Raw genomic sequence first — 26,329 nt, forward strand, 5'->3', positions numbered from 1 at the left:
GGAAAGCAGGAAAGCAGGAAAGCAGGAAAGCAGGAAAGCAGGACAGCAGGACAGCAGGACAGCAGGACAGCAAATGGCGCTTGACGCGCGCCTGCGATGCGGATGCAGCGGCGTCAGGCGTCCGTCACCCACGCGCCGAACCATTCGCTCGGGCGCGCGATTTCGTCCTGCGCGGCGACGAGTTCGAGCTCGTAGCGGCGTGCGTCGTAGGTTGCCTTCACGACCGCGTGCACCGCCGCGAGCGTGTGCTCGAACGCGGCGCGCACCGAGTCGCCGCGCAACCGGCGCGCGACGAAAATGGCGCTGGTGAGGTCGCCGACGCCGACCGGATGGCGCGGAAACGCATACAGCGGGCGCTGGCCGATCCACGCTTCGGTCTCGGTGACGGCGAGCATGTTGAAGCGGTCGGCCGGGCTGCTGCGGTCGTGCAGGTGCTTGACGAGGATGATTTTCGGGCCGCGGCGGATCAGCGCGCGGCACGCGTCGACGGCTTCGGCGACGGTCTCGATGCGCCGCCCGGCGAGCTTCTGCAGCTCGGTGTGGTTCGGCGACATGCCGTCCGCGAGCGCCGGCATCTCCGCGACGATGAATTCCTCGACGCCGGGTTCGGGGCGGATGCCGCCCGTCTGGCCCATCGCCGGATCGCAGAAGTACCACGCGTTCGGGTTCATCGCCTTCACCGAGCGCACGATCTCGACCGTCGCGCGCGCCTGCGCCGGCGAGCCGACGAAGCCGGACAGTACCGCGTCGCAGCGCTTGAGCGCGCCGATCGCGGCGACGCCGTCGACCAGCTGCTCCATCTTCGCGGCGTCGATCGCGCTGCCGGCCCAGTGGCCGTACTGCATGTGATTCGACAGCTGGACGGTGTTGAGCGGCCAGACGTTGACGCCGAGGCGCTGCATCGGGAACACGGCCGCGCTGTTGCCGGCGTGTCCGTAGATGACGTGCGACTGAATGCTGAGGACGTTTTTCATGAGCGTTCGCCTGCAGGCGTTTCAGGGTCTCGTCACACGATACCCGAGTTCGTCGCGTGCGCGGAAGTCGCTCGGCCGACGAGTGTTGCGCGCCGTCGTCAGCCCGACCGCGTAGAATCGCGGGGCGTGAAGCCGCCCGGCTGACCGCGTGCATTTCCCATTACCGTGAGCGCCATGCCTTCGAATTGCAAGATGTTCTCCCTCGCGCGCGCGGCCGTGCTCGGCGCGAGCGTCGCCGCCGCATGCGCGACGTCGGTCGCGGCCAACGTCCCGGCACCGGCCGGCAACGACGGGCCCGCGTACGGCCCTCGCCTGGAAGGCTTCGCCTATCCGGAGCCGGTGCATCGCTACGCGTTCGTGTCGCAGCGCGACACCCTCGAGATGATGTACATGGACGTGCAGCCGGCGCACCCGAACGGCCGCACCGTCGTGCTGCTGCACGGGAAGAACTTCTGCGCGGCGACCTGGGAAGACACGATCGGCGTGCTGAGCCGCGCCGGCTATCGCGTGATCGCGCCGGACCAGATCGGCTTCTGCAAGTCGTCGAAGCCCGAGCGCTACCAGTACAGCTTCCAGCAGCTCGCGCGCAACACGCATGCGCTGCTCGAGTCGGTCGGCGTGAAATCGGCGACGATCGTCGGCCATTCGACGGGCGGGATGCTCGCGATGCGTTACGCGCTGATGTACCCGAAGGCGACCGAGCAGCTCGTGCTGGTGAACCCGATCGGCCTCGAGGACTGGAAGGCGCTCGGCGTGCCGCCGCTGTCGGTCGACTACTGGTACGCACGCGAGCAGAAGACGACGGCGGACGGCATCCGCCGTTACGAGCAGGCGACCTACTACGCGGGCAAGTGGGCGCCGTCCTACGAGCGCTGGGTGCAGATGCTCGCCGGCATGTATCGCGGCTCGGGCCGCGACGCGGTCGCGTGGAACTCGGCGCTGATCTACGACATGATCCTCACGCAGCCGGTGGTCTACGAACTCGGCGCGATACGCGTGCCGACGCTGCTGCTGATCGGCGACAAGGACACGACCGCGATCGGCAAGGACGTGGCGCCGCCGGACGTGCACGCGAAGCTCGGCCGTTACCCGGAACTCGCGAAACGCACGCAGGCGGCGATTCCCGGCGCGCAGCTCGTCGAATTCCCGGCGCTCGGGCACGCGCCGCAGATCCAGGATCCGGACGCGTTCCACAAGGCGCTGCTCGACGGGATGGGGGCGGTGCACCCGCAGTGACGCGCAGGCGGGCGCACCCGCCTGGGTGGGCCGCCCGCCGGGTCAGCGGGTTTCGTTCGCGAGTTCGTCGCGGATCTGCGCGGCCAGCTCGAACGAGCGCACGCGCGCGGCGTGATCGTAGATCTGCGCGGTGATGATCACCTCGTCCGCGCCGGTTTGCGCGATCCGGTCGCGCAGCTTGTCGCGCACCGTGTCGCGCGAGCCGACGGCCGCGAACGACAGCGCATGCGCGACGTTCGCGAGTTCGAATTCGCTCGCCTCGAGCGCGTCGACGGGCGGCGGCAGCTTGCCGGGCGTGCCGCGGCGCAGGTTGATGAACTGCTGCTGCAGCGACGTGAAGAGGCGCCGCGCCTCGTCGTCGGTATCGGCCGCGAACACGTTGACGCCGACCATCGCATGCGGCTTCGGCCACGCGGCCGACGGCCGGTACTGCGCGCGATAGACTTCGAGCGCGCGCATCAGGTAGTCCGGCGCGAAGTGCGACGCGAACGCGAACGGCAGCCCGAGCATCGCGGCGAGTTGCGCGCTGAAGAGGCTCGAACCGAGCAGCCACACGGGCACGTCCAGCCCCGCGCCGGGCACCGCGCGCACGCGCTGGCCGGGCACCGGTTCCGCGAAGTAGCGCTGCAGTTCGGCGACGTCGTCCGGAAACGAGTCGGCGCTGCCGATCAGGTCGCGGCGCAGCGCGCGCGACGTGGTCTGGTCGGTGCCGGGCGCGCGGCCGAGCCCGAGGTCGATGCGCCCCGGATACAGCGACGCGAGCGTGCCGAACTGCTCGGCGATCACGAGCGGCGCATGGTTCGGCAGCATGATCCCGCCCGAGCCGACGCGGATCGTCTTCGTCGCACCCGCCACGTGGCCGATCACGACGGCCGTGGCCGCGCTCGCGATGCCGGGCATGTTGTGATGTTCGGCGAGCCAGTAGCGGCGATAACCGAGGCGCTCCGCGTGCTGCGCGAGATCGACGGTGTTGCGGAACGCCTGCGCGGCGTCGGCGCCGGCGGGAATGGGGGCGAGATCGAGTACGGAAAACGGAATCATCGGGTGGCCTTCGGAAGGGAGGGGCGCGGTGATGCGCATGCGCAACAGATGGCGATGATTTTGCCAAAGGGTTCCGGAACGCGCTGGCGACGCGCGGATACCCATGCGCCTTTCAGGGGCGCAAGGTGGCGCGGACAACTGTTGCAAAAATCAATCTAATCGCCGAATAATTACCGATCTTTACGGCGATTGGGCATGTCTTCGCATCGACATACAAATTTCCACGAAACGTTTGATTTTCAAGACTGCAATCCGCCTGCAAAGTGCTTACGCTAACGTGAACGAGGTGGCACCGGAATGGTTCCCCGGCCGCACAGCTTTGCCGAAATCGCAGTAGTCCGTTTCGCGTGGTGCCAAGCGCGGGGTGGCGCGGGCTGCTAAAATCCGGCGCCTGTCCATGTTGTGCCGACGGTAGCCATTAGAATCTTCCCGCATCCCGTCCGGGCATCGCGCGAGGATGTGCCACGCGATGCCGGGCATGGCCGCTTTCGGGGAAATGGGCCGTGCCTCCCCATTTACACAGACGCTGCTGGAACAAGGAGTCGGGTCGTGCCCGCGTTCGTTGCTGTCGGAATACCCAATCACGTTCAACCCGGTTCGATCGGTCGGCAGGGCGCCCGCGTCGCCGGAGGGCGTCGCGCATGACGCCGACCGTCACGCTGCTCGACTGGCTCCTGACCGTGTTCACGCTGGCTGCGGCCGGCTATGCGTTCGTCGCGGCGTTCGCGCCGCGCCCGCGCACGCCGCGCACCGCCGCGCGCGACGGTTTCGAGCCCGTCAGCGTGCTCAAGCCGCTGTGCGGCGCCGAGCCGCACCTGTACGAGAACCTCGCGACGTTCTGCGAACAGCGCCACCCGCGCCATGAAGTGCTGTTCGGGGTCGCGTCGGCATCCGATCCGGCGGTCGCCGTGGTCGAGCGGCTGCGCGCCGATTATCCGGAATGCGACATCACGCTCGTGATCGACGCGCGCGTGCACGGCAAGAACCTGAAGGTCAGCAACCTGATCAATCTCGCCGAACGCGCGAAGTACGGCCGCATCGTGATCGCGGACAGCGACATCGCGGTGAAGCCGGACTATCTGGAGCGCGTGACGGCGCCGCTCGCCGACGCGTCGGTCGGGGTCGTCACGTGCCTGTATCATGCGCGCAGCGTCGGCGGGTTCTGGACGCGGATCGGCGCGCAGTTCGTCGATGCCTGGTTCGCGCCGTCGGTACGGATTACGCACCTCGGCCGCTCGAGCCGCTTCGGCTTCGGCGCGACGCTGGCGCTCACGCGCGACACGCTCGACCGGATCGGCGGTTTTCTCGCGTTGAAGGACGAGCTGGCCGACGACTTCTGGCTGGCCGAGCTGCCGCGCCGCCTCGGGCGGCGCACTGTGCTGTCCGAGGTCGAGGTCGCGACCGACGTGATCGAGCCGTCGTTCGGGCCGCTCTGGCACCGCGAGACGCGCTGGCTGCGCACGATCCGTTCGCTGAACCCGGCCGGCTTCGCGTTCCTGTTCATCACGTTTACCGCGCCGTGGCTCGCGATCGGCGCGGCGCTCGCGCTGCGTCTCGACGGCACCGTCGCCGGCACGCTGGCGGGTGGCGCGGCCGTCGTGGGCGCGTTCGGGCGGCTGGTGCTGCACGCGCGCGGCGAGGACGGCTGGCGCGCGTTCTGGCGCGACCTGCCGCTCGTCGCGGTGCGCGACACGCTGCTCGCGCTCGAATGGCTCGCGGCCGTGTTCGGCACGCACGTCGTGTGGCGCGGCGCGCGGATGACGGTCGTCGGCGGCGAACGCGCGACGGTGATCGTGGAGGGCGGGGACGGCCGCTGACGTACGTTCCCCGAAGGGAACCGGCGATGCGCCCGGTCCCGATCGAATCCGGCCCGAGGGCCGAGACGCGCCGCGCGGCCACGCCGCGCGACGCGACATGACAGAGAGGCGGGCGCCGGCAGGGCGGCCCGCGGTTGATTGACTGAATCGTTGAAACGAATCGAACTATGCAGGCTACCGGAGCATTCATGAAAACGCTGTTCTTGCAGGCCCCTTCGTATGACGGCTTCGACGGCGGAGCCGGCTCGCGCTATCAGGCGAAGCGCGAAATCCGTTCCTTCTGGTACCCGACGTGGCTCGCGCAGCCGGCCGCGCTCGTGCCGGGCAGCCGCGTCGTCGACGCGCCGGCCGACGGCCTGTCGGTCGAGGAAACGCTGAAGATCGCCAACGACTACGATCTCGTGATCATCCACACGAGCACGCCGTCGTTCCCGACCGACGCGATGTTCGCGCAGGATCTGAAGAAGATGAAGCCGTCGATGCTGGTCGGCATGGTGGGCGCGAAGGTGATGGTCGATCCGCACAACTCGCTCACGGCGAGCGACGCGATCGACTTCGTGTGCCGCGAGGAATTCGACTACACCTGCAAGGAAATCGCCGAAGGCAAGCCGTTCCCCGAGATCAAGGGCTTGAGCTGGCGCGCGAAGGACGGCTCGATCGAGCACAACGAAGCGCGTCCGATCCTCGAGAACATGGACGAACTGCCGTTCGTCGCGCCCGTCTACAAGCGCGACCTGAAGATCGACAACTACTTCATCGGCTACCTGAACTACCCGTACGTGTCGATCTACACGGGCCGCGGCTGCAAGTCGCGCTGCACGTTCTGCCTGTGGCCGCAGACGGTCAGCGGCCATCGCTACCGCACGCGCTCGGTCGAGAACGTGCTCGCGGAAGCGAAGTGGATCCGCGACAACATGCCGGAAGTGAAGGAACTGATGTTCGACGACGACACCTTCACCGACGACCTGCCGCGCGCCGAAGCGATCGCCATCGGTCTGGGCAAGCTCGGCATGACGTGGTCGTGCAACGCGAAGGCGAACGTGCCGTACAAGTCGCTGAAGATCATGAAGGAAAACGGCCTGCGCCTGCTGCTGGTCGGCTTCGAATCCGGCGACGACCAGATCCTCGTGAACATCAAGAAGGGCGTGCGCACCGATTTCGCGCGCCGCTTCAGCGCGGACTGCAAGAAGCTCGGCATCAAGATCCACGGCACCTTCATCCTCGGCCTGCCGGGCGAGACGCAGGACACCATCAAGAAGACGATCGAGTACGCGAAGGAAATCAATCCGCACACGATCCAGGTGTCGCTCGCCGCGCCGTATCCGGGCACGACGCTTTACAAGCAGGCCGTCGAGAACGGCTGGATGGAAGAGAACAAGACCATCAACCTGGTCAGCAAGGAAGGCGTGCAGCTCGCGGCGATCGGCTATCCGCACCTGTCGCGCGACGAGATCTATCACCATCTCGAGCAGTTCTATCGCCAGTTCTACTTCCGTCCGTCGAAGATCTGGGAGATCGTCCGCGAGATGCTGACGAGCTGGGACATGATGAAGCGTCGCTTGCGCGAAGGCGTCGAGTTCTTCCGCTTCCTGCGCGCGCACGAGGCCTGATTCGTGGCGACGCAGCGGGCGGCGCGGGCGCTGATCTTCACCGCGGACGACTTCGGGCTGCATCCGCGCGTCAACGCGGCGGTCGAGCGCGCGCATCGCGACGGCGTGCTGAACGCCGCGAGCCTGATGGTCGGTGCGCCCGCGGCGCAGGATGCGATCGAACGCGCGCGGCGCCTGCCGTCGCTCGCGGTCGGCCTGCATCTCGTCCTCGCGGACGGGCCGGCCACGCTGCCCGCGCATGACATTCCCGCGCTCGTCGGCCGCGACGGGCGCTTCGGCGATGCGATGGCGAAGGACGGCTGCCGCTTCTTCTTCCTGCCGCACGTGCGTGCGCAGCTGCGCCGCGAGATCCGTGCGCAGTTCGACGCGTTCGCGGCGAGCGGCCTGCCGCTCGACCACGTGAACGCGCACAAGCATTTCCACCTGCATCCGACCGTGCTGTCGATGATCATCGAGATCGGCCGCGACTACGGGCTGCGTGCGGTGCGGCTGCCGTACGAAACGCGCGCGCCCGCGCTGCTCAAGCCGTGGATCGCGCTGGTGCGCGCCCGGCTCGATCGTGCGGGGCTCGCGCACAACGACTACGTGGTCGGGATCGAGCATACGGGCGCGATGGACGAGGCCGTGCTGCTCGACGCGCTCGCGGCATTGCCGCCCGGGGTCGGCGAGATCTACTGTCATCCGGCGGAAGCCGGCGACGGCCCGATCACGCCGACGATGGCCGCTTACCGGCCGGTCGACGAACTGGATGCGCTGCTGTCGCCGCGCGTCGCGGCCGCGCTGAAGGCCGCGGGCGTCGCGACCGGCGGTTTTGCCGACGTGTTCGGCCAGCCGGCGGCGCGGCGCGGCACGCGCGCGTCGCGCGAAGCGGGGGCGCAGCCGTCATGACCAAGTGGATCAAATGGCTCGGCTGGCCGATCGGCATCGGGATCCTGCTCGCGCTCGGGCTGCACGAAGGCATCGGCGACGTGACGCGGATGCTCGAGCGCGCCGGCTTCGCGCTGCTGTGGCTCGTGCCGTTCCATGCGCTGCCGCTGCTGCTCGACGCGTATGCGTGGCACCAGTTGCTCGACCGGCGCGCGTCGCTGTCGTTCCTGTGGTGGGTCGCGACCGTGCGTGAAGCGGTGAACCGGCTGCTGCCGGTGGTCGGGATCGGCGGCGAGCTGGTCGGGATCCGGATGGCGCGCTGGCAGGTGCCCGACGCGAGCCGCGTGACCGCGTCGGTGATCGTCGAGGTGCTGGTGACGATCGTCGTCCAGTATGCGTTCGCCGCGCTCGGCCTCGTGCTGCTGCTCGCGACGACGCACGACATGGGCGGCGGCACGATCGGCCTCGCGCTGCTGCTGACCCTGCCGCTGCCGGTGCTCGGCGTCGTGCTGATGCGGCGCGGCGGGATCTTCCATGCGATCGAGCGGTTCGCGGGGCGCCTGCTCGGCGATTCGCACCGGTTGCTGCAGGGCGTCGACGGCCGCCGCCTCGATGGCGACATCGACGCGCTGATGTCGCGCACGCCGCTGCTGTTCAGTGCGTTCTTCTGGCAGCTGTCCGGCTACGTGCTCGGCGCGCTCGAAATCTACTGGGCGCTCGCGCTGCTCGGTCATCCGGTCTCGATCGGCGGCGCGATCGCGATCGAGGCGATGACGCAGGCCGTGCGCCATGCGGCGTTCATGGTGCCGGGCGGTCTCGGCGTGCAGGAGGCGACCGTCGTGCTGCTCGCGCAGATGTTCGGCGTCGATCGCGAGACGGCGCTGTCGCTCGCGCTGGTCAAGCGCGGCCGCGAGGTGCTGTTCGGCTGTCTCGCGCTCGGGTCGTGGCAACTGGCCGAGCTGGTGCGCACGCGCCGCCGGATCAAGGCGGTGCCGGCCGGGCCGCGCGCCCCGCAAGCGGGCCGCGAGGCCCAGGTGCAAACCGAAACGACGCATTGATCACGAGACGGGCCGCGCGGTCCGTCTCGCGCTTTTGGCGTTGCGCGGGTATCCTTGCCGCGTGTTTTCTCGACGCGCATTTCTTCCGATGATCTTCCGTTTCCGGCTGCTTCCCGTCACGATGCTGGCCGCCGCGCTGGCGCTGACCGGCTGCGACGACAAGCAAGGCAATCTCGACGTGCAACGTATCAGGGACTTCTTCAACGCGATCAAGCCGGCGCCGCTGCTGCTCAAGGGGCTGAAGGCCGGCGTCTCGACCGAAGCCGACGTGCGCGCCACGATGGGCAAGCCCGAGACCGAGCGCGCGTTCACCGACGGCTCGAAGCGCCTCGAATACCCGCGTGGCCCGATGGGCAACCAGACCTGGTTCGTCGACCTCGACCCGGGCGGGTATTACACGGGCGCGACGCAGGTGCTGACCGCCGAGAACTTCGCGAAGGTGCGCCCGGGGATGACCGAGGACGAGGTGCGGCGCCTGCTCGGCAAGCCGGGCGACGTCGCGCAGTACCCGCTGAAGCCCGAGACCGTATGGAGCTGGCGCTGGCTCGAGGACGGCGTCAACACCGACGCGTTCTTCAACGTCCATTTCGGCCCGGACGGGCTTGTCTATACGACTTCGCGCTCCGACATCCTGAAAGGGCGCTGAACCCGCGTCCGGCGCTATATCGAAAAAGCGACCGGAAAATTGCAAAAAGTCCGCTTCCCTGCGTGTCATCCGACTGTCAGGAAGCGGCTTTTTTCCTTTTGAAACAGCGCGGTAGGCCGTGCCTGCAAATGGTGGGACGAATTGCTGCGATGCAGCAATCGCACGCACGGTGATTTGAGGCAAACAATTTCGCTTGCGACTATCCGCGTCAGCCCGGCGCCGGACAGTGATGCGCGCCGGTGTTCACATCAACACTGGAGACGCGCGTGTTCCTTTACGGCTTTGGTCCTGTCCTCTGGGCCGGCACCGTGCAGACCATCGAGCTGTCGGTGCTGTCGCTCGCCGCTGCGGTGGCGCTGGGGCTGATCGGCGCGGTGGCGAAGCTGTCGCACAACCGGGTGCTGCGAGCGGTCGCGACCGGTTATACGACGCTGATCCGCTCGGTGCCCGATCTCGTCCTGATGCTGCTGTTGTTCTACAGCATCCAGATCTGGCTGAACCAGTTCACCGACCTCGTCGGCTGGGACCAGATCGACATCGACCCGTTCGTCGCCGGCGTGCTGACGCTCGGCTTCATCTACGGCGCGTACTTCACCGAGACGTTCCGCGGTGCGTTCCTGTCGGTGCCGCGCGGCCAGCTCGAGGCCGGCTCGGCGTACGGGATGAGCGGGCTGCGCGTGTTCGTGCGGATCATGTTTCCGCAGATGATGCGCTTCGCGCTGCCTGGCATCGGCAACAACTGGCAGGTGCTCGTGAAGGCGACCGCGCTGGTGTCGATCATCGGCCTCGCCGACGTCGTGAAGGCGGCGCAGGACGCGGGCAAGAGCACGTTCAACATGTTCTTCTTCATCCTCGTTGCGGCGCTGATCTACCTCGCGATCACGACCGTTTCCAACCTCGTGCTGATCCAGCTCGAGAAACGTTATTCCACGGGCGTGCGCCACGCAGAACTATGATCGAGATCCTCCAGGAATTCGGCCAGGCGTTCCTTTACTGGGACGGCCAGCGCCTCTCCGGCCTTGCGGTGACGCTGTGGCTGCTCGTCGCGTCGATTTCGCTCGGCTTCGTGTGCGCGGTGCCGCTCGCGGTCGCACGCGTGTCGAAGAAGAAGTGGCTGTCGATGCCGGTGCGGTTCTACACGTACGTGTTCCGCGGCACGCCGCTCTACGTGCAGCTGCTGTTGCTGTACACGGGCATGTACAGCCTCGAGTTCGTGCGCTCGCACTCGCTGCTCGACGCGTTCTTCCGCAGCGGCTTCAACTGCGCGATCCTCGCGTTCGCGCTGAACACCTGCGCGTACACGACCGAGATCTTCGCGGGTGCGATTCGTGCGATTCCGCACGGCGAGGTCGAGGCGGCGCGTGCGTACGGGATGTCGCCGTTCACGATGTATCGCCGGGTGATCCTGCCGTCGGCGCTGCGCCGTGCGCTGCCGCTGTACAGCAACGAGGTGATCCTGATGCTGCACGCGACCACCGTTGCATTCACGGCGACCGTGCCCGACATCCTGAAGGTCGCGCGTGACGCCAATTCCGCGACCTACATGGCGTTCCAGTCGTTCGGGATCGCCGCACTGATCTATCTTGCGGTATCGTTCGCACTCGTCGCGGCATTTCGCCGGGCGGAGCGCCACTGGCTCGCGTATCTCGCGGCCGGCCGTCATTGATTTCATTCGAGGAGAGCCAGATGGCCGAGATCACTCAAACGAGCGCGTCCGCTTCCACCAAGCTTGCCGCGGTCGACATTCACAAGCGCTATGGCGACAACGAGGTGCTCAAGGGCGTGTCGCTGAACGCGAAGGCCGGCGACGTCATCAGCATCATCGGCGCCAGCGGTTCGGGCAAGAGCACGTTCTTGCGCTGCATCAATTTTCTCGAGCGGCCGAATGCGGGGCAGATCGTCGTCGACGGCGAGGCCGTGCGCACGAAGACCGACCGCGCCGGTGCGCTCGAGGTGGCCGATCACAAGCAGTTGCAGCGCATCCGCACCAAGCTCGCGATGGTGTTCCAGCACTTCAATCTGTGGGCGCACATGAACGTGCTCGAGAACGTGATGGAAGCGCCGGTGCACGTGCTCGGCATTGCGAAGAAGGAAGCCGAGGAGCGTGCGCGCGAGTACCTGGAGAAGGTGGGTTTGCCGCCGCGCGTCGAGAAGCAGTATCCGTCGCATTTGTCGGGTGGCCAGCAGCAGCGTGTCGCGATCGCGCGGGCGCTGGCGATGCATCCGGACGTGATGCTGTTCGACGAGCCGACGTCGGCGCTCGATCCGGAGCTCGTCGGTGAGGTGCTGAAGGTGATGCAGAAGCTGGCCGAGGAGGGCCGCACGATGATCGTCGTCACGCACGAGATGGGTTTCGCGCGCAACGTGTCGAATCACGTGATGTTCCTGCATCAGGGGCGGACCGAGGAAGAGGGTGATCCGAAGGAGGTGCTGGTGCGTCCGCAGAGCGAGCGTCTGAAGCAGTTCCTGTCGGGTAGCCTCAAGTAACGCGAAGGGCGTTTCATACGTGGTACCGGTGTCTCGTCCCGCAGGCGCCACCCGCACGACGCAGGTGGCGATCGTTGCATTGCCGCCCGTGTCGATGTCGGGTGTGGGTCCGATCGTCGATGCGTTGCATCTCGCGAACGAGATCGACGGGCGCTTGCTGTATCGCTGGCAGGTGTGTTCGTGGGACGGGCGGCCGGTGCCGCTCGCCGGCGGCGCGCAGTGGCATGCCGATGCGGCGTTCAACGATGCGATCGCGTGCGACTGGCTGATCGTCGTGTCGGAGCGGTTTCAGCAGTTTGCCGACTATCGGTTGTTTCTCGCGAGTCTCGCGCGGGTCGGGCAGCGCACGCCGGTCGTCACGGGGATTCACCACGGCGTGTGGTGGCTTGCGATGGCCGGGCAGCTTTCCGGATATCGCGTGAGCGTGAACTGGGAGACGTATCAGCAGTTCGCCGAACAGTTCGAGCGCTCGATCGTCACGCAGCAGATCTTCGAGATCGATCGCGATCGGGCGACCTGTGCGGGCGGGCAGGCGACCGTCGATTTCATGCTGGCCATGATCGGCCGGGAACACGGGGCGGATCTGGGTGAGCGCATTGCCGATGCGCTCGGGGCGGGGACCTTGCGCAGCGGCGAGGAGCGGCAGCGGATTCCTTTTGTGACCGCGCCCGGTGAGCGGCATCCTCGGCTGAACGATGCGTTGCTTTTGATGGAAGCCAATGTCGAGGATCCTTTGACGACCGATGAGATCGCCGGGCTCGTCGGCGTGTCGCGGCGGCAGCTGGAGCGGCTCTTTCGGCAGTATCTCGGGGCGATGCCCTCCAAGTATTACCTCAATCTCCGGTTGCTCAAGGCCCGCACGCAGTTGCAGCGGACCAGCAAGTCGGTCGTTCAGGTGAGCCTCGCCTGTGGGTTTTCTTCTGCTGCGCACTTTTCCAATGCGTACCGCGAAAGGTTTGGGGTCACGCCTCGGGAGGATCGGAGAGCCTGGCTCGAGAAGCAGACCGGCGGTGGGGGGGAGCCTCGCGGGGGCGCGCTTGTTGAGCGGGGTGGCAAGGATTGATTCTGTTTTTTGTGGTGCGCTTGCATTTGTCGTGAAGCACCTGTGATCGTGTCGGTCTATTAGCGTCGCCCCTGCGCGGGGCGGCGGTTACTTTTCTTTGTCTTGCCAAAGAAAAGTAACCAAAAGAAAGGCGCTCGGATAACGCATGACTTCCCGGTGCCATGGCCACCGGAGTGGCCCTCGCCTAAGTGTCCGCGCCAGTCGGGAACCCGGAGTGGTTCGAGCAATGGTTCTGACATCACTCCCTACGCAACAGAGCGGTATACCGCCCGCTAGCTCCATCCTCGCTATGCTCGGCTGCAAGGTTCTTCGGCCGCATTCATGCGCCCGCGCCACACATGGACACCCACTGATCAGTTCCCCAAATCAGTGAGGAGCCGCTGTACCACAACGACGATTTCAATTTATTGAATTCATGCGCCACCCGCCGCAATTGTGGAAGCCAATCAACCGACAGCTTTCAAAGCGGGGCGTGTGGACCTGTCGACCGAGCGAAGCGAGGGCGGAGCTAGCGGGCGGTATACCACTTCGCGGGGTGGTGAGTGGTGTCAGAACCATTGCTCGAACCACTCCGGGTTCCGGACTGGCGCGGACACTTAGGCGAGGGCCACTTGGTGGACTACGGCACCGGGAAGTCATGCGTTATCCGGGCGCCTTTCTTTTGGTTACTTTTCTTTGGCAAGACAAAGAAAAGTAACCGCCGCCCCGCGCAGGGGCGACGCTAATAGACCGACACGATCGCAGGTGCTTCACGTCAAACGCAAGCGCACCGCCAAAAAAACCGCGAAACAGCAACCAAGCACAAAACGCCACCCCCCGCCGGGGAGAGGCAAAATAAAGCGCCCTATCCGCTTCCGATAGAACCCGTCGCAATTCCGCAAGACGCTTGCGTCACCCTTACCTAAACTTGATCCTGTTGAACCCTCTTACGAAACCGAAAGGAACGACCATGACGACCTCGACCGTGACCCGCCAGACATTCGACGAAGTGATGGTGCCGGTATTCTCCCCCGCGCCGTTCGTGCCGGACCGTGCAGAGGGCTCGCGCGTGTGGGACACGGCCGGCCGCGAATACGTGGATTTCGCCTGCGGCATCGCCGTCACGTCGCTCGGCCACGGCCACCCGGAACTGCTGAAGGTCCTGGACGAACAAGGCCGCAAGCTCTGGCACATCGGCAACGGCTACACGAACGAGCCGGTGCTGCGCCTCGCGAAGCGCCTCGAAGCGCTGACCTTCGCCGACCGTGCATTCTTCGCGAACTCGGGCGCGGAAGCGAACGAAGCCGCCCTCAAACTCGCACGCCGCGTCGCATTCGACCGCCACGGCGCCGACAAATACGAAATCGTGTCGTTCGTCCAGTCGTTCCACGGCCGCACGTTCTTCACGGTCAGCGTCGGCGGCCAGCCGAAATACTCGGAAGGCTTCGGTCCGGTGCCGGAAGGCATCAAGCACCTGCCGTTCAACGACATCGAAGCGGCCAAGGCCGCGATCGGCCCGCAAACCTGCGCGGTGATCGTCGAGCCGGTGCAGGGCGAAGGCGGCGTGATCCCGGCCGATCCGGCCTTCCTGAAGGCACTGCGCGAAGCGTGCGACGCCAACGACGCAGTGCTGATCTTCGACGAAGTGCAGACGGGCGTCGGCCGCACGGGCCAGTTCTACGCATACATGGACACGGGCGTCACGCCGGACATCCTCACGACCGCGAAGGCACTCGGCAACGGTTTCCCGATCGGCGCGATGCTGACGACGAACGAACTGGCCGCCCACTTCAAGGTCGGCGTGCACGGCACGACGTACGGCGGCAACCCGCTCGCGTCGGCGATCGCGGACAAGGTCGTCGAGCTGATCGGCGACCCGGCGCTGCTCGAAGGCGTGCGCGAACGCAGCGTGCGCCTGAAGGGCGCGCTGGAACGCATCAACGCACGCTTCGGCATCTTCAAGGACATCCGCGGCAAGGGCCTGCTGGTCGGCGCGGAACTCACCGCCGCATTCGACGGCCGCGCGAAGGACTTCGTCACCGCCGCCGCCGAGAACGGCCTGATCATGCTGATCGCGGGCCCGAACGTGCTGCGCTTCGTGCCGTCGCTCGTGATCCCGTTCGACCTGCTCGACGAAGGCGTGAAGCGCTTCGAGAAGGCAGTCGAGCAGGTGCTCGCGGCCCAGGAAGCCACCGCGCGCTGATCGGCGCGCCCATCGCAGACAGGAACGACGATGCTATTTGTTCGCCCCGGCAAACTCACGGATCTCGATGCGCTCGCGCACATGGCGCGCACCGCGCAGCCGGTCCTGCACTCGCTGCCGCACGATCGCGCGGCGCTCGAAGCGCGCGTGGCGCTCTCCGAGGATTCGTTTCGCGCGGACGTCGACTTCGCCGGCGAGGAGTTCTACCTCTTCGTGCTCGAGGATTCGTCGACGGGCAAGCTGCTCGGCACGGCGAGCATCGTGGCCGCGGCCGGCTACTCGGAACCGTTCTACGCATTCCGCAACGATGCACTGATCCACGCGTCGCGCGAGCTGCACGTGAACCGCAAGATCCACGCGCTCACGATGTCGCACGAGCTGACCGGCAAGAGCCGGCTGGCGGGCTTCTACGTCGATCCGTCGCTGCGCGGCGACGCGGCCGCGCACCTGATCTCGCGTGCGCGGATGATGTACATCGCCGCGAACCGCCGCCGCTTCACGCCGGAAGTGTTCACGCTGCTGCTCGGCGTGAGCGACAGCACGGGCGCATCGCCGTTCTGGGAAGCGGTGGGCCGCAAGTTCTTCGGCCGCAACTTCACCGACGTCGACATCGCGTCGGGCGGCCGCAGCCGCACGTTCATCGCGGAAGTGATGCCGGCGTATCCGCTCTACGTACCGCTGCTGCCGGAAGCCGCGCAGCGCGTGCTCGGCGAGCCGAACGAAACGGCGCTGCTCGCGTACGACATCCATCTCGAGGAAGGCTTCGAGCCGGACCGCTTCGTCGACATCTTCGACGCGGGCCCCGTGCTGACCGCGCAGGTCGACCGCACCGCATGCGTGAAGCACGGCGCGGAGCGCACGGTGCGCGAAGCCGCGCATCAGCAGGGCGACGTCGCGTACATGGTGTCGACCGGCAGCGGCGAATCGTTCCGCTGCGTGCTGGCCGACCTGCCGGGCGATACGGCCGACGCGCCGCTCGCCGGCGACGTGCGCGCGGCGCTCGATGTGAAGGATGGTGATGTCGTGCGCTGCGTGCCGCTGCACCGCCGCGACGATGAAGACATGAAGGGAGACGCAGCATGATCGTCGTTCGGGTCGTACAAACGGGCGACGTCGACGCGCTCGTGTCGCTCGCGAAGGAAACCGGGCCGGGCCTGACCACGTTCAAGCCCGATCGCGACGCGCTCGCCGCGCGCATCGAACGCACGCGCCGCACGCTCGACGGCGAGGCCGCACCGGGCGAGGCCGGCTACTTCTTCGTGATGGAAGAATCGAAGACGGGCGACATCGCGGGCGTGTGCGGGATCGAGACGCAGGTCGGCCTCGAACAGCCGTTCTACAACTATCGCGTGAGCACGGTCGTGCACGCGAGCCAGGAGCTCGGCGTGTGGACGCGGATGTCCGCGCTGAACATCTCGCACGACCTGACGGGCTACGCGGAAGTGTGCTCGCTGTTCCTGAGCCCGCGTTACCGCACGGGCGGCGTCGGCGGCCTGCTGTCGCGCTCGCGCTTCATGTTCATCGCGCAGTTCCGCGAACGCTTCCCGGAACGCATCTGCGCGGAACTGCGCGGCCACTTCGACGAGGACGGCACGTCGCCGTTCTGGCGCGCGGTCGGTTCGCACTTCTACCAGATCGATTTCAACGCGGCGGACTACCTCAGCTCGCACGGCCGCAAGTCGTTCCTCGCGGAACTGATGCCGCGCTATCCGGTGTACGTCGACCTGCTGCCGCAGGACGCGCAGGACGCGGTCGGCCTCACGCACCGCGACACGCTGCCGGCCCGCAAGATGCTCGAGGCCGAAGGGCTGCGCTACCAGAACCACGTCGACATCTTCGACGCGGGCCCGGTGCTCGAATGCCACATCAACGACCTGCGCACGGTGCGCGAGAGCGTCGTCGTGCCGGTCGCGATCGGCGTGCCCGACGTGCGGGAAGATATGCCGAAGTCGCTCGTATCGAACACGTCGCTCGGCGATTTCCGCGTCGGCGTCGCGCCGGGCGTGGTCGTGAACGGGTCGTTCGTGCTGTCGGCCGACGATGCCGCCGCGCTCGACGTGAAGGCCGGCGATCCGGTCCGCGTGCTGCCGCTCAAAGTCAAACAGGGATAAACGAATCATGACGGAACTCTTCATCGACGGCGCCTGGGTCGCAGGCTCGGGCCCCGTCTTCGCTTCGCGCAACCCGGGCACCGACGCGATCGCATGGCAGGGCGAAAGCGCGTCGGCGGCCGACGTCGACCGCGCGGTCGCGAGCGCGCGCCGCGCGTTCGCCGGCTGGTCGGCGCTCGACTTCGAAGCGCGCTGCGAAATCGTCAAGCGCTTCGCCGCGCTGCTCACCGAACGCAAGGAAGCGATCGCGACCGCGATCGGCCGCGAGACCGGCAAGCCGCTGTGGGAAGCCCGCACCGAAGTCGCGGCGATGGCCGCGAAGGTCGGCATCTCGATCCAGGCCTACCAGGAACGCACCGGCGAGAAGCGCCAGGACATGGCCGACGGCGTCGCGGTGCTGCGCCATCGCCCGCACGGCGTCGTCGCGGTGTTCGGTCCGTACAACTTCCCCGGCCACTTGCCGAACGGTCATATCGTGCCGGCGCTGATCGCGGGCAACGCGGTCGTGTTCAAGCCGTCGGAGCTCGCGCCGGGCGTTGCGCGCGCGACGGTCGAGGTGTGGCAGGAAGCCGGTCTGCCGGCCGGCGTGCTGAACCTCGTGCAGGGCGAGAAGGACACCGGCATCGCGCTCGCGAATCACCGGCAGATCGACGGGCTGTTCTTCACCGGCAGCTCGGATACCGGCACGCTGCTGCACAAGCAGTTCGGCGGCCGTCCGGAAATCGTGCTCGCGCTCGAGATGGGCGGCAACAACCCGCTCGTGATCGGCGAAGTCGAGGACGTCGACGCGGCCGTGCATCACACGATCCAGTCGGCGTTCCTGTCGGCCGGCCAGCGCTGCACGTGCGCACGCCGCATCTTCGTGCCGCAGGGCGCGTTCGGCGACCGCTTCCTCGCACGCTTCGCCGACGTCACGTCGAAGATCACGGCCGACGTGTTCGACGCCGATCCGCAGCCGTTCATGGGCGCGGTGATCTCGGCACGCGCGGCCGCCAAGCTCGTCGACGCGCAGTCGCGCCTGATCGAGCAGGGCGCGCAGCCGATCATCGCGATGACGCAGCGCGATCCGCGCCTGGGCTTCGTGAACGCGTCGATCATCGACGTGACCGGCGTGGCGAACCTGCCCGACGAAGAGCACTTCGGCCCGCTCGCGCAGATCGTCCGCTACGCGACGTTCGACGAAGCGATCGAGCGCGCGAACGACACGGCGTTCGGCCTGTCGGCCGGCCTGCTGGCCGACGACGCCAACGCGTGGGACCACTTCCGCCGCACGATTCGTGCAGGGATCGTCAACTGGAACCGCCCGACCAACGGCGCATCGTCCGCCGCGCCGTTCGGCGGCACGGGCCGCTCGGGCAACCATCGGCCGAGCGCGTACTACGCGGCCGACTATTGCGCGTATCCGATGGCGTCGGTGGAAAGCACCCAACTGACCTTGCCCGCGAGCCTGTCGCCGGGCCTGCATTTCTGATCGAGGGAACGACGATGAACGCACAAGAAGCCAATTTCGACGGACTCGTCGGCCCGACCCACAACTACGCCGGGCTGTCGTTCGGCAACGTGGCGTCGCTCAACAACGAGAAGTCGGCCGCGAATCCGAAGGCCGCCGCGAAGCAGGGGCTGCGCAAGATGAAGCAGCTCGCGGATCTCGGCTTCGCGCAAGGCGTGCTGCCGCCGCAGGAGCGCCCGTCGCTGCGCCTGCTGCGCGAGCTCGGCTTCTCCGGCAAGGACGCGGACGTGATCGCGAAGGCCGCGAAGCAGGCGCCCGAGCTGCTCGCCGCGGCGAGCTCGGCGTCGGCGATGTGGACCGCGAACGCGGCGACCGTCAGCCCGTCGGCCGACACGAGCGACGGCCGCGTGCACTTCACGCCGGCCAACCTGTGCAGCAAGCTGCATCGCGCGATCGAGCACGAAGCGACGCGCCGCACGCTGTCGACGCTGTTCGCCGATCCCGCGCACTTCGCGGTGCACGAGGCGCTGACGGGCACGCCGGCACTCGGCGACGAGGGCGCGGCCAACCACACGCGCTTTTGCGCCGAATACGGCCTGCCGGGCGTCGAGTTCTTCGTGTACGGCCGCGCGGAATACCGCCGCGGCGCGGAGCCGAAGCGTTTCCCGGCGCGCCAGACCTTCGAGGCGAGCCGCGCGGTCGCGCATCGCCACGGTCTCGCCGAAACGGCGACGGTCTATGCGCAGCAGGATCCGGACGTGATCGATGCAGGCGTGTTCCACAACGACGTGATCTCGGTCGGCAACCGCGACACGCTGTTCACGCACGAGCGCGCGTTCGTCAACAAGCAGGCGATCTACGACACGCTGACCGCCACGCTCGACGCGCGCGGCGCGCGGCTGAACGTGATCGAGGTGCCCGATGCGGCCGTGAGCGTGAACGATGCGGTCACGTCGTACCTGTTCAACAGCCAGCTGCTGTCGCGCGCGGACGGCTCGCAGGTGCTCGTCGTGCCGCAGGAATGCCGCGAGAACGCGAACGTTGCCGCCTATCTCGACCAGCTCGCGGCCGGCAACGGCCCGATCCGCGACGTGCTCGTGTTCGACCTGCGCGAAAGCATGAAGAACGGCGGCGGCCCGGCTTGCCTGCGCCTGCGCGTCGTGCTGAACGACGCCGAGCGTGCGGCCGTCACGTCGAACGTGTGGATCAACGACACGCTGTTCGCGTCGCTCGACGCGTGGATCGAAAAGCACTACCGCGACCGTCTCGCACCGGAAGACCTCGCCGATCCGACGCTGCTCGACGAATCGCGCACGGCGCTCGACGAGCTCACGCAGATCCTGCGCGTCGGGTCGCTGTATGACTTCCAGCGCTGAGTCCCGCATGCCGGCCGCCGTGCTGCTCGACGACTTCCTAGCGTTCACGCTCGCGGGCGACGCGCCGGCCGTGAAGGTCGGCACGTGCGCGAACGGTGCGGTGCGCTGGCAATGGCTCGGCGACGGGCTGCTCGCGCTCGAGCCGGCAGCGGACGAAGCGGGCGCTGCGGCGCGTGCGAGCGTGCTCGTGTCGGCCGGCGTGCATGGCGACGAGACCGCGCCGATCGAGCTGCTGTCGATGCTCGTGCGCGATCTCGCGGCGGGCACGTTGCCGCTCGCGTGCCGCCTGCTCGTCGTGCTCGGCAACGTGCCGGCGATGCGCGCGGGCGCACGCTATCTCGACGACGACCTGAACCGCCTGTTCAGCGGCCGTCACGCACAAGTGCCCGCGAGCCGCGAAGCGCCGCGCGCGGTGCAGCTCGAAGGGGCGGCCGCCGCGTTCTTCGCGGCCGCGCCGGCAGGCAGCGCGCGTTGGCATGTCGACATGCACACGGCGATCCGCGCATCGGTGTTCGAACAGTTCGCGCTGCTGCCCCACACGGGCACGCCGCCGGCCCGCAAGATGGTCGAATGGCTCGGCGATGCGCGCATCGCGGCCGTGCTGCTGCATACCGCGAAGGGCAACACGTATTCGCATTACACGGCCGAGCACTGCGGCGCGCTCGCGTGCACGCTCGAACTCGGCAAGGTGCGGCCGTTCGGCCAGAACGACCTGTCGCGCTTCGCGCCGGCGGACCGTGCGGTGCGCAAGCTCGTGTCAGGTGCGCCGCGCGACGTCGACGCCAAGTTGCCGCGCGTGTTCACCGTGATCGATCAGATCACGAAGCAGAGCGATGCACTCGAGCTGTTCGTCGCGGCCGACGTCGCGAATTTCACCGCGTTCGCGCGCGGCACCGTGCTCGCGCAGGACGGCGAATACCGCTACACGGTGCAGCACGACGAGGAGCGCATCGTGTTTCCGAATCCGGCTGTCAAGCCGGGCCTGCGCGCGGGGCTGCTCGTGGTCGATACGACGCGCGAGACGCTGGCCGCACTCGTCTGATCCAAGGCCGATGGCGCGTGGCTGCGGGGGCCGCGGCCCGCGCATCGTCCGGCCGCATTTCCTTTTTTGCGATCGACGCCCGCATGCCGCGCGGATGGCCCGTGCGACACGCTTGCGTATTTGCGACATCGTCTTGCAAGTTCGACGGCGCATCCTGCCGTCATCGTGCACGCAGCGCAGCATCGCGGGCCGGCGGGCGCTTTGCCGTGCCGGGCCGCGCGGATTGGTACAATCGCGGCCTTGCGGCTGTTGCGCCGCATCAAGGCGCGGCATCGGCATTGGCGTCGTCATCCGACCCTGCGATGATGCATGCGCCCGTAGTTCCGGAACATTCGAGTATCGAGGAGAACACCTGATGAAGTTGGATTGGCGTAAAGTGGCCGCGCACGCGGTAGTGGCGGCATCGGCCGTGGCGGCAGGCAGCGCGATGGCAGCGGATCTGAAGGAGATCCGGTTCGGCGTCGAGGCCTCGTACGCGCCGTTCGAATACAAGACGCCCGACGGCAAGCTGACCGGCTTCGACATCGACATCGGCAACGCGGTGTGCGCGAAGCTGAAGACGAAGTGCGTGTGGGTCGAGAACGACTTCGACGGCCTGATCCCCGCGCTGCAGGCGCGCAAGTTCGACGCGATCAACTCGGACATGACGATCACCGACCAGCGCAAGCACGCGATCGCGTTCACCGATCCGATCTACACGATCCCGAACCAGCTGATCGCGAAGCAGGGCAGCGGCCTGCAGCCGACCCCGCAAGCACTGAAGGGCAAGCGCGTCGGCGTGCTGCAGGGCACGATCCAGGAAGCGTACGCGAAGAAGAAGTGGGCGCCGGCCGGCGTCGAAGTCGTGCCGTACCAGACGCAGGACCTGGCCTACGCCGACCTGAAGTCGGGCCGTCTCGACGCGGCGTTCCAGGATTCGGAGGCCGGCTCGAAGGGCTTCCTGTCGAAGCCGCAAGGCCAGGGCTTCGGCTTCGCCGGCGGCACGGTCAGCGATGCCGAGATCCTCGGTTCGGGCGTCGGCTTCGGCCTGCGCAAGAACGACGCGGCACTGAAGACCGCGCTCGATCAGGCGCTGAAGGAACTGAAGGCCGACGGCACGATCGACAACCTCGCGAAGAAGTACTTCAGCGTGCCGGTCACGCTCAAGTAAGCATTTCGATCCGTCGTACCTGCAGCCGGCCGCTTTTGCGGCCGGTTTGCTTTTGGGGCGCCGCCCGCATCACGCCGATTACGCGGGAAAGAACCGCCCCAGTTCGCGCGCGAGTTCGTTGAGCACGCTCATCTCCTGCTGCGTGATCTTGCGCGCCGGCTGCGCGCCGGCCCAGTCGCCGTACAGCAGGCCGACCGTTTTCGCGCCGACGCGCACCGGCAGCAGCACGAACGCGCGCGTGTCCGGAAGCGCGTCGAGATACCACGCGGGCAGGCGCTTCACCATCTTCGGGTCCTGCGCCTGCTCGATGAAGATGCCGACCGAGTTCGTGATCGCGAGATGGAACACGTCCGGCTCGAAGCGCTCGTCGAAGCACAGCCGGTCGAGCGCCGCATCGACGCCCGGGCCGAAGCCGAGACGCGCGGCGAACGCGCTGTCTTCCCGGCGCACGAACATCACGGTGCGCGTGAACGCGAGGCCCGCGAGCAGGCTTTCCGACGCGAGCGCGAGCACCGGCGTCAGCACGTGCTCGGACGGCAGCGCGCGCAGGTCCGCGAGACCGGCCTCGAGGCATGCCTCGGGATCGGGCTGCGCCCGCGCGATCGCGTCGGCGTTCGCGCGCAGCTCGACGATCTCGCGCATCACGGTGTCGCTCGCTTCCTCGGATGCGAGCCGGTCGGCGATCGCCACCAGCGCGTCGGCGTCGATGTCCAGCTCCTGGCTGTAGTGCTGCGCGAGCACCGCGATGTGCGCGTCGCGCTGCGGCCCCGCGGGCATCGCGAGCGCACCGGCGACATCGGTCGAGCAGCGGCTCACCGCGCGCAGCCAGCGTACGCGGCCGGGGCTGTCGTCGGCGCACGCGTCGCGGGAGCGCTGGCGGTCGGCGTCGTCATCGTCCTCGTCGAGGCTCGCGGCATGCGCGGTACGGCCATCGTCGTCGGCCATCCCGGCGCGGATCACGTCGGGCAGCCGCCAGCTCGCGGCGGCCTCGAGGCCGATCTCGTCGAAGCCGACGCCGAGCACGTCGATGCACGCGGCCGCATCGTCGCCGTCCAGCTCGGCGGCGCGACGGCGGATCCGGTCCCATTCGCTGTCGAGATAGCAGACCACCAGCAGCTTGCCGACCTGGCGCATCAGCGTGCAGACGACGGCTTCCTCGCCGCCGCGCAGCTCCGCGTGCTCGGTGAGCTTGCGGGCGACGCAGCCGGACAGCAGCGCGCGGTTCAGCTCGAGCTTCGCGTCGATGCGGCGCGGCGTGCTGTGGTGGAAGTGGTCGACGAGCTTCAGCCCGACGACCAGATGGCCGACCGTGTCCATGCCGAGCACCATCAGCGCCCGCGTGACGGTCGTGATGTTGCCGCCGAACGCCATGTACATCGCGGAATTGGCGAGCCGCAGGACTTTCTGCGTGAGCGCGAAATCCGACAGCACGACGCGCACGAGCGCGGTGAAGTCGAGGTCGTCGTTCTTCATCGCGGCCATCGTCGCGCGCAGCGACTCCGACAGCAGCGGGAAGTCGCCCCGTTCGTTCATCCGGGCCCACAGCTTGTCGAGCAGCGCCGTGCGGGGCAGGTGTGCGGTGATTGACATACGGATCTATCCGGTTCGCCGCGCGCGTCAGGCGGCGTGCAGGCGCAGCTGCTGCGCCTCGAAGCGCCGTGCGAGTTCCTCGGACGGCAGCGCCTGGCACACGAGCCAGCCCTGGATGTGGTTGCAGCCCATCTCGGTCAGCAGTTCGCGCTGCGCCTCGGTCTCGACGCCTTCCGCGACAAGCTCGAGATCGAGCGTCTGCGCGAGGCCGACCACCGCCGACACGATCGCGCGGTCGTTGCGCGACGTCAGCAGGTTCTCGACGAAGCTGCGGTCGATCTTCAGCTTCGCGAGCGGGAAGCGCTGCAGGTACGCGAGGCTCGAATAGCCGGTGCCGAAATCGTCGATCGCGAAGCGGATGCCGAGCTCGGTCAGCTCCTCGAGCAGCCCCTTCGCCTGCACGGGGTCGTGCATCAGCAGGCTTTCGGTGATTTCCAGCACGATGCGGCGCGGGTCGATGCCCGTCAGCGCGATCGCCTCGCGCACGCTCTGCGTGAAGCGCGGGTCGCGGAACTGCTGCGGCGACACGTTGACCGCCACGTACTGCAGCGCGAGCCCCTGGCGATCCCAGGCGACGAGCTGCATGCACGCGGCCTTGAGCACCCAGTTGCCGAGATAGTTGATCAGGCCGATCGATTCGGCGAGCGGAATGAAGGTCGCCGGCGGCACGAGGCCGTGCACCGGATGACGCCAGCGGATCAGCGCCTCGACGCCGTCCACCGCCCCCGACTGGCTGCGCGTGATCGGCTGGAAGTGGAGCGAGAACTCGCCGTTGCGCACGCCGTCGTACAGGTCGGCTTCGAGCTTGAGCCGCTCGGCGTCGGCCGGATCGTCGACCGGCGCGTGAAACGCGAGCGCGTTGCCGCCCGATGCCTTCGCCTGCGCGAGTGCGTGGTCGGCGCGGCGCAGCAGCGGGCTGTGATGCTGCGCGCGATGCGGCGCGGCCCGTTCGTCCGGGTACACGGCGATGCCGATGCTCGCGGACAGGTGGACGGTCTGCCCCTGGTACGCGTAAGGTTCGCGCACCGCGGCCTGCAGCCGGCGCGCGAGCGCGTCCGCGGCATTGCTCGCGTGTGCGCGGTCCGGTGCGGTGAGCACGACCGCGAACTTGTCGCTCGCGACACGCGCGAGCTGCTCGCCGGGCGCGACGAGCGCCTGCAGCCGCTGCGCGGTGTCGCGCAACAGCGTGTCGCCGGCGTCGTAGCCGAGCGCACGGTTGATGCGCTGGTAGTCGTCGAGGTCGAGCAGCAGCAGGGCGGCACAGGTGCCGCTTTCGTCGGCGGCCTGCTGCGCGCGCATCAGCGCCGGCACGAGTGCGGACAGGTTGCCGAGCCCCGTCATCGGGTCGTGGTGCATCTCGTACGTCAGGCGTGCCTCGAGCGCACGCCAGGCCGACACGTCGAACGCCGCGATCGCGAAGCCGTCGACGCCGTGGTGGCGGCTCTTGAACGCGCGGACCTCGACGTCGAGCGGGTAGGTGAGCGACTTGACGATGCACATCGTCGCCTTCTCGACCTGGCCGGAGCGCGCGGCGCGTGCAAGCAGGCCTTCGAGCGTCGCGGTATCCTGTTCCGCGATCAGGTCGCGCAGCGTCAGCGTGTGCAGGTAGTCGCGGTGATAGCCGATGAAGCGCAGGCTCGCATCGGACACGTACAGGAAACGCAGCTCGCGGTCGACATGGGCGAGGAAGTCCACCGTGCCGACCGTCTGTTCCAGCCAGTTGCGCACGGTGTCGTCGCGGCGCGGCGCGCCGGCGCGCGCAGGCATCAGCGCGCCGCCCGACCAGGCGAAGCGGCGCAGCGTATGCAAGGCATTGCGCCAGGAGCCCTTGCGTGGCGTCTGTTTCCTGTTGGCTTCCATGTGTCTCGCTGACGTGAAGGGCTGGAACTGGTTGTCCGGAAGAAATAACGGCAGGCTGCGCGAAATCTTTAACCGGCCGGCCGCGGCTGGCACGGCCGCTGGACCGGGTCGCGCACATCGGCGTTCGACAGGCGAACGCCGATGCGGCCTACATCGAGGCTGACTTTATAAGAAATGAGGACGCAGATGAAGCGAAAACTATGGGTGGGCGCCGCGGCAGCGCTGCTGGTGGCCGGCCATGCGCGGGTCGCGCAGGCGGAATTGAAGCCGGGCGCCGCGGCGCCCGACTTCACGACGCAGGCGTCGCTGGGCGGCAAGACTTACACGTACTCGCTGGCCGATGCGCTGAAGCACGGACCGGTTGTGCTGTACTTCTACCCGGCCGCGTTCACGAAGGGCTGCACCATCGAGGCGCATGCGTTCGCGGACGCGGTCGATCGTTACAAGGCTTACGGCGCGACGGTGATCGGCGTATCCGCGGACAACATCGACACGCTGACGAAGTTCTCGGTGAGCGAGTGCCGCAGCAAGTTCCCGGTCGCGGCCGATCCGGACGCGAAGATCATCCGCGAATACGACGCGAAGCTGCCCGCGCTCGATCGCGCGAACCGCGTGTCCTACGTGATTTCGCCGGAAGGGAAGGTGTTGTACGAATATACGAGCCTGTCGCCCGACAAGCATGTCGAGAACACGCTCGGCGCGGTGAAGGCGTGGGCCGACGCGCATCCGAAGCCGTAAGCAGCCATCCGCAGGCGGTCAGCCCGCCGTA

At 67.6% G+C, this 26,329-nt stretch carries 22 protein-coding genes; 18 read left to right on the plus strand and 4 right to left on the minus strand.

Features of this window, described 5'->3' with window-relative positions:
• Positions 1-113 precede the first annotated feature (113 nt).
• A complete protein-coding gene (gene pdxY, locus U4Z31_RS30150) occupies positions 114-974 on the minus strand; it encodes a pyridoxal kinase PdxY (protein WP_044849114.1) in 861 nt (286 codons plus the stop codon).
• Between the two features lie 174 nt (positions 975-1,148).
• Here pdxY and U4Z31_RS30155 point away from each other — a divergent pair, with 174 nt between their 5' ends.
• Positions 1,149-2,210, plus strand: a complete 1,062-nt coding sequence (locus tag U4Z31_RS30155; protein WP_321812225.1) for an alpha/beta hydrolase — start codon at positions 1,149-1,151, stop codon at positions 2,208-2,210.
• A gap of 42 nt (positions 2,211-2,252) precedes the next feature.
• Here U4Z31_RS30155 and U4Z31_RS30160 read toward each other — a convergent pair whose 3' ends face one another.
• The gene (locus U4Z31_RS30160) at positions 2,253-3,251 is read right to left on the minus strand and encodes an LLM class flavin-dependent oxidoreductase (protein WP_044849136.1); all 999 of its coding nucleotides are present in this window, start codon (positions 3,249-3,251) and stop codon (positions 2,253-2,255) included.
• Positions 3,252-3,892: 641 nt separating this feature from the next.
• Here U4Z31_RS30160 and hpnI point away from each other — a divergent pair.
• The 16 genes from hpnI to U4Z31_RS30240 all read left to right on the plus strand — a co-directional run bounded on the left by hpnI (position 3,893) and on the right by U4Z31_RS30240 (position 22,110).
• Positions 3,893-5,068 (plus strand): bacteriohopanetetrol glucosamine biosynthesis glycosyltransferase HpnI, encoded by a 1,176-nt coding sequence (gene hpnI, locus U4Z31_RS30165; RefSeq protein ID WP_321812226.1) that lies wholly within the window; start codon positions 3,893-3,895, stop codon positions 5,066-5,068.
• A gap of 167 nt (positions 5,069-5,235) precedes the next feature.
• Positions 5,236-6,678: a hopanoid biosynthesis associated radical SAM protein HpnJ gene (hpnJ, locus tag U4Z31_RS30170; protein WP_308234889.1), complete on the plus strand. Its 1,443-nt coding sequence runs from the start codon at positions 5,236-5,238 to the stop codon at positions 6,676-6,678.
• A gap of 3 nt (positions 6,679-6,681) precedes the next feature.
• Entirely contained in the window at positions 6,682-7,566 is an 885-nt protein-coding gene (hpnK, locus tag U4Z31_RS30175) for a hopanoid biosynthesis-associated protein HpnK (protein ID WP_321812227.1), read from the plus strand.
• On the plus strand, positions 7,563-8,603 hold the full coding sequence (locus U4Z31_RS30180) for a lysylphosphatidylglycerol synthase domain-containing protein (protein ID WP_044849119.1): 1,041 nt from the start codon (positions 7,563-7,565) through the stop codon (positions 8,601-8,603). The genes hpnK and U4Z31_RS30180 overlap by 4 nt, the downstream gene beginning before the upstream one ends.
• 88 nt (positions 8,604-8,691) lie before the next feature.
• Complete coding sequence (locus tag U4Z31_RS30185) at positions 8,692-9,249, plus strand: lipoprotein (RefSeq protein WP_044849120.1); 558 nt, start codon at positions 8,692-8,694, stop codon at positions 9,247-9,249.
• Between the two features lie 266 nt (positions 9,250-9,515).
• On the plus strand, positions 9,516-10,205 hold the full coding sequence (locus tag U4Z31_RS30190) for an ABC transporter permease (RefSeq protein ID WP_044849121.1): 690 nt from the start codon (positions 9,516-9,518) through the stop codon (positions 10,203-10,205).
• The gene (locus U4Z31_RS30195; RefSeq protein ID WP_044849122.1) at positions 10,202-10,915 is read left to right on the plus strand and encodes an ABC transporter permease; all 714 of its coding nucleotides are present in this window, start codon (positions 10,202-10,204) and stop codon (positions 10,913-10,915) included. The genes U4Z31_RS30190 and U4Z31_RS30195 overlap by 4 nt, the downstream gene beginning before the upstream one ends.
• A 20-nt stretch (positions 10,916-10,935) precedes the next feature.
• Complete coding sequence (locus tag U4Z31_RS30200; protein ID WP_044849123.1) at positions 10,936-11,736, plus strand: ABC transporter ATP-binding protein; 801 nt, start codon at positions 10,936-10,938, stop codon at positions 11,734-11,736.
• A gap of 19 nt (positions 11,737-11,755) precedes the next feature.
• Complete coding sequence (locus U4Z31_RS30205) at positions 11,756-12,799, plus strand: GlxA family transcriptional regulator (RefSeq protein ID WP_044849124.1); 1,044 nt, start codon at positions 11,756-11,758, stop codon at positions 12,797-12,799.
• A 949-nt stretch (positions 12,800-13,748) separates the two neighbouring features.
• Positions 13,749-14,981, plus strand: a complete 1,233-nt coding sequence (locus U4Z31_RS30210) for an aspartate aminotransferase family protein (RefSeq protein WP_044849125.1) — start codon at positions 13,749-13,751, stop codon at positions 14,979-14,981.
• A 30-nt stretch (positions 14,982-15,011) separates the two neighbouring features.
• Positions 15,012-16,064: an arginine/ornithine succinyltransferase subunit alpha gene (aruF, locus tag U4Z31_RS30215; protein WP_044849126.1), complete on the plus strand. Its 1,053-nt coding sequence runs from the start codon at positions 15,012-15,014 to the stop codon at positions 16,062-16,064.
• Positions 16,061-17,092 (plus strand): arginine N-succinyltransferase, encoded by a 1,032-nt coding sequence (gene astA / locus U4Z31_RS30220; RefSeq protein ID WP_124521337.1) that lies wholly within the window; start codon positions 16,061-16,063, stop codon positions 17,090-17,092. Before aruF ends, astA begins: the two co-directional genes overlap by 4 nt.
• A gap of 7 nt (positions 17,093-17,099) precedes the next feature.
• The gene (gene astD, locus U4Z31_RS30225) at positions 17,100-18,563 is read left to right on the plus strand and encodes a succinylglutamate-semialdehyde dehydrogenase (protein WP_321812228.1); all 1,464 of its coding nucleotides are present in this window, start codon (positions 17,100-17,102) and stop codon (positions 18,561-18,563) included.
• A 14-nt stretch (positions 18,564-18,577) separates the two neighbouring features.
• Complete coding sequence (gene astB, locus U4Z31_RS30230) at positions 18,578-19,918, plus strand: N-succinylarginine dihydrolase (protein ID WP_321812229.1); 1,341 nt, start codon at positions 18,578-18,580, stop codon at positions 19,916-19,918.
• Between the two features lie 7 nt (positions 19,919-19,925).
• On the plus strand, positions 19,926-20,960 hold the full coding sequence (gene astE / locus U4Z31_RS30235; protein ID WP_321812230.1) for a succinylglutamate desuccinylase: 1,035 nt from the start codon (positions 19,926-19,928) through the stop codon (positions 20,958-20,960).
• Between the two features lie 355 nt (positions 20,961-21,315).
• Positions 21,316-22,110 (plus strand): ABC transporter substrate-binding protein, encoded by a 795-nt coding sequence (locus U4Z31_RS30240; protein WP_044849131.1) that lies wholly within the window; start codon positions 21,316-21,318, stop codon positions 22,108-22,110.
• A gap of 78 nt (positions 22,111-22,188) precedes the next feature.
• On the opposite strand, the gene U4Z31_RS30245 is transcribed toward U4Z31_RS30240, so the two are convergent.
• Together U4Z31_RS30245 and cdpA are read right to left on the minus strand one after the other, a co-directional pair.
• A complete protein-coding gene (locus U4Z31_RS30245; protein WP_321812231.1) occupies positions 22,189-23,700 on the minus strand; it encodes an HDOD domain-containing protein in 1,512 nt (503 codons plus the stop codon).
• A 27-nt stretch (positions 23,701-23,727) separates the two neighbouring features.
• Positions 23,728-25,467, minus strand: a complete 1,740-nt coding sequence (gene cdpA / locus U4Z31_RS30250) for a cyclic di-GMP phosphodiesterase CdpA (protein WP_193759872.1) — start codon at positions 25,465-25,467, stop codon at positions 23,728-23,730.
• Between the two features lie 279 nt (positions 25,468-25,746).
• On the opposite strand from cdpA, the gene U4Z31_RS30255 reads away from it, so the two are divergent.
• On the plus strand, positions 25,747-26,298 hold the full coding sequence (locus tag U4Z31_RS30255; protein ID WP_321798511.1) for a peroxiredoxin: 552 nt from the start codon (positions 25,747-25,749) through the stop codon (positions 26,296-26,298).
• Positions 26,299-26,329: the final 31 nt, after the last annotated feature.

This window comes from Burkholderia sp. BCC1985, assembly GCF_905339915.1.
Taxonomy (GTDB): Bacteria; Pseudomonadota; Gammaproteobacteria; order Burkholderiales; family Burkholderiaceae; genus Burkholderia.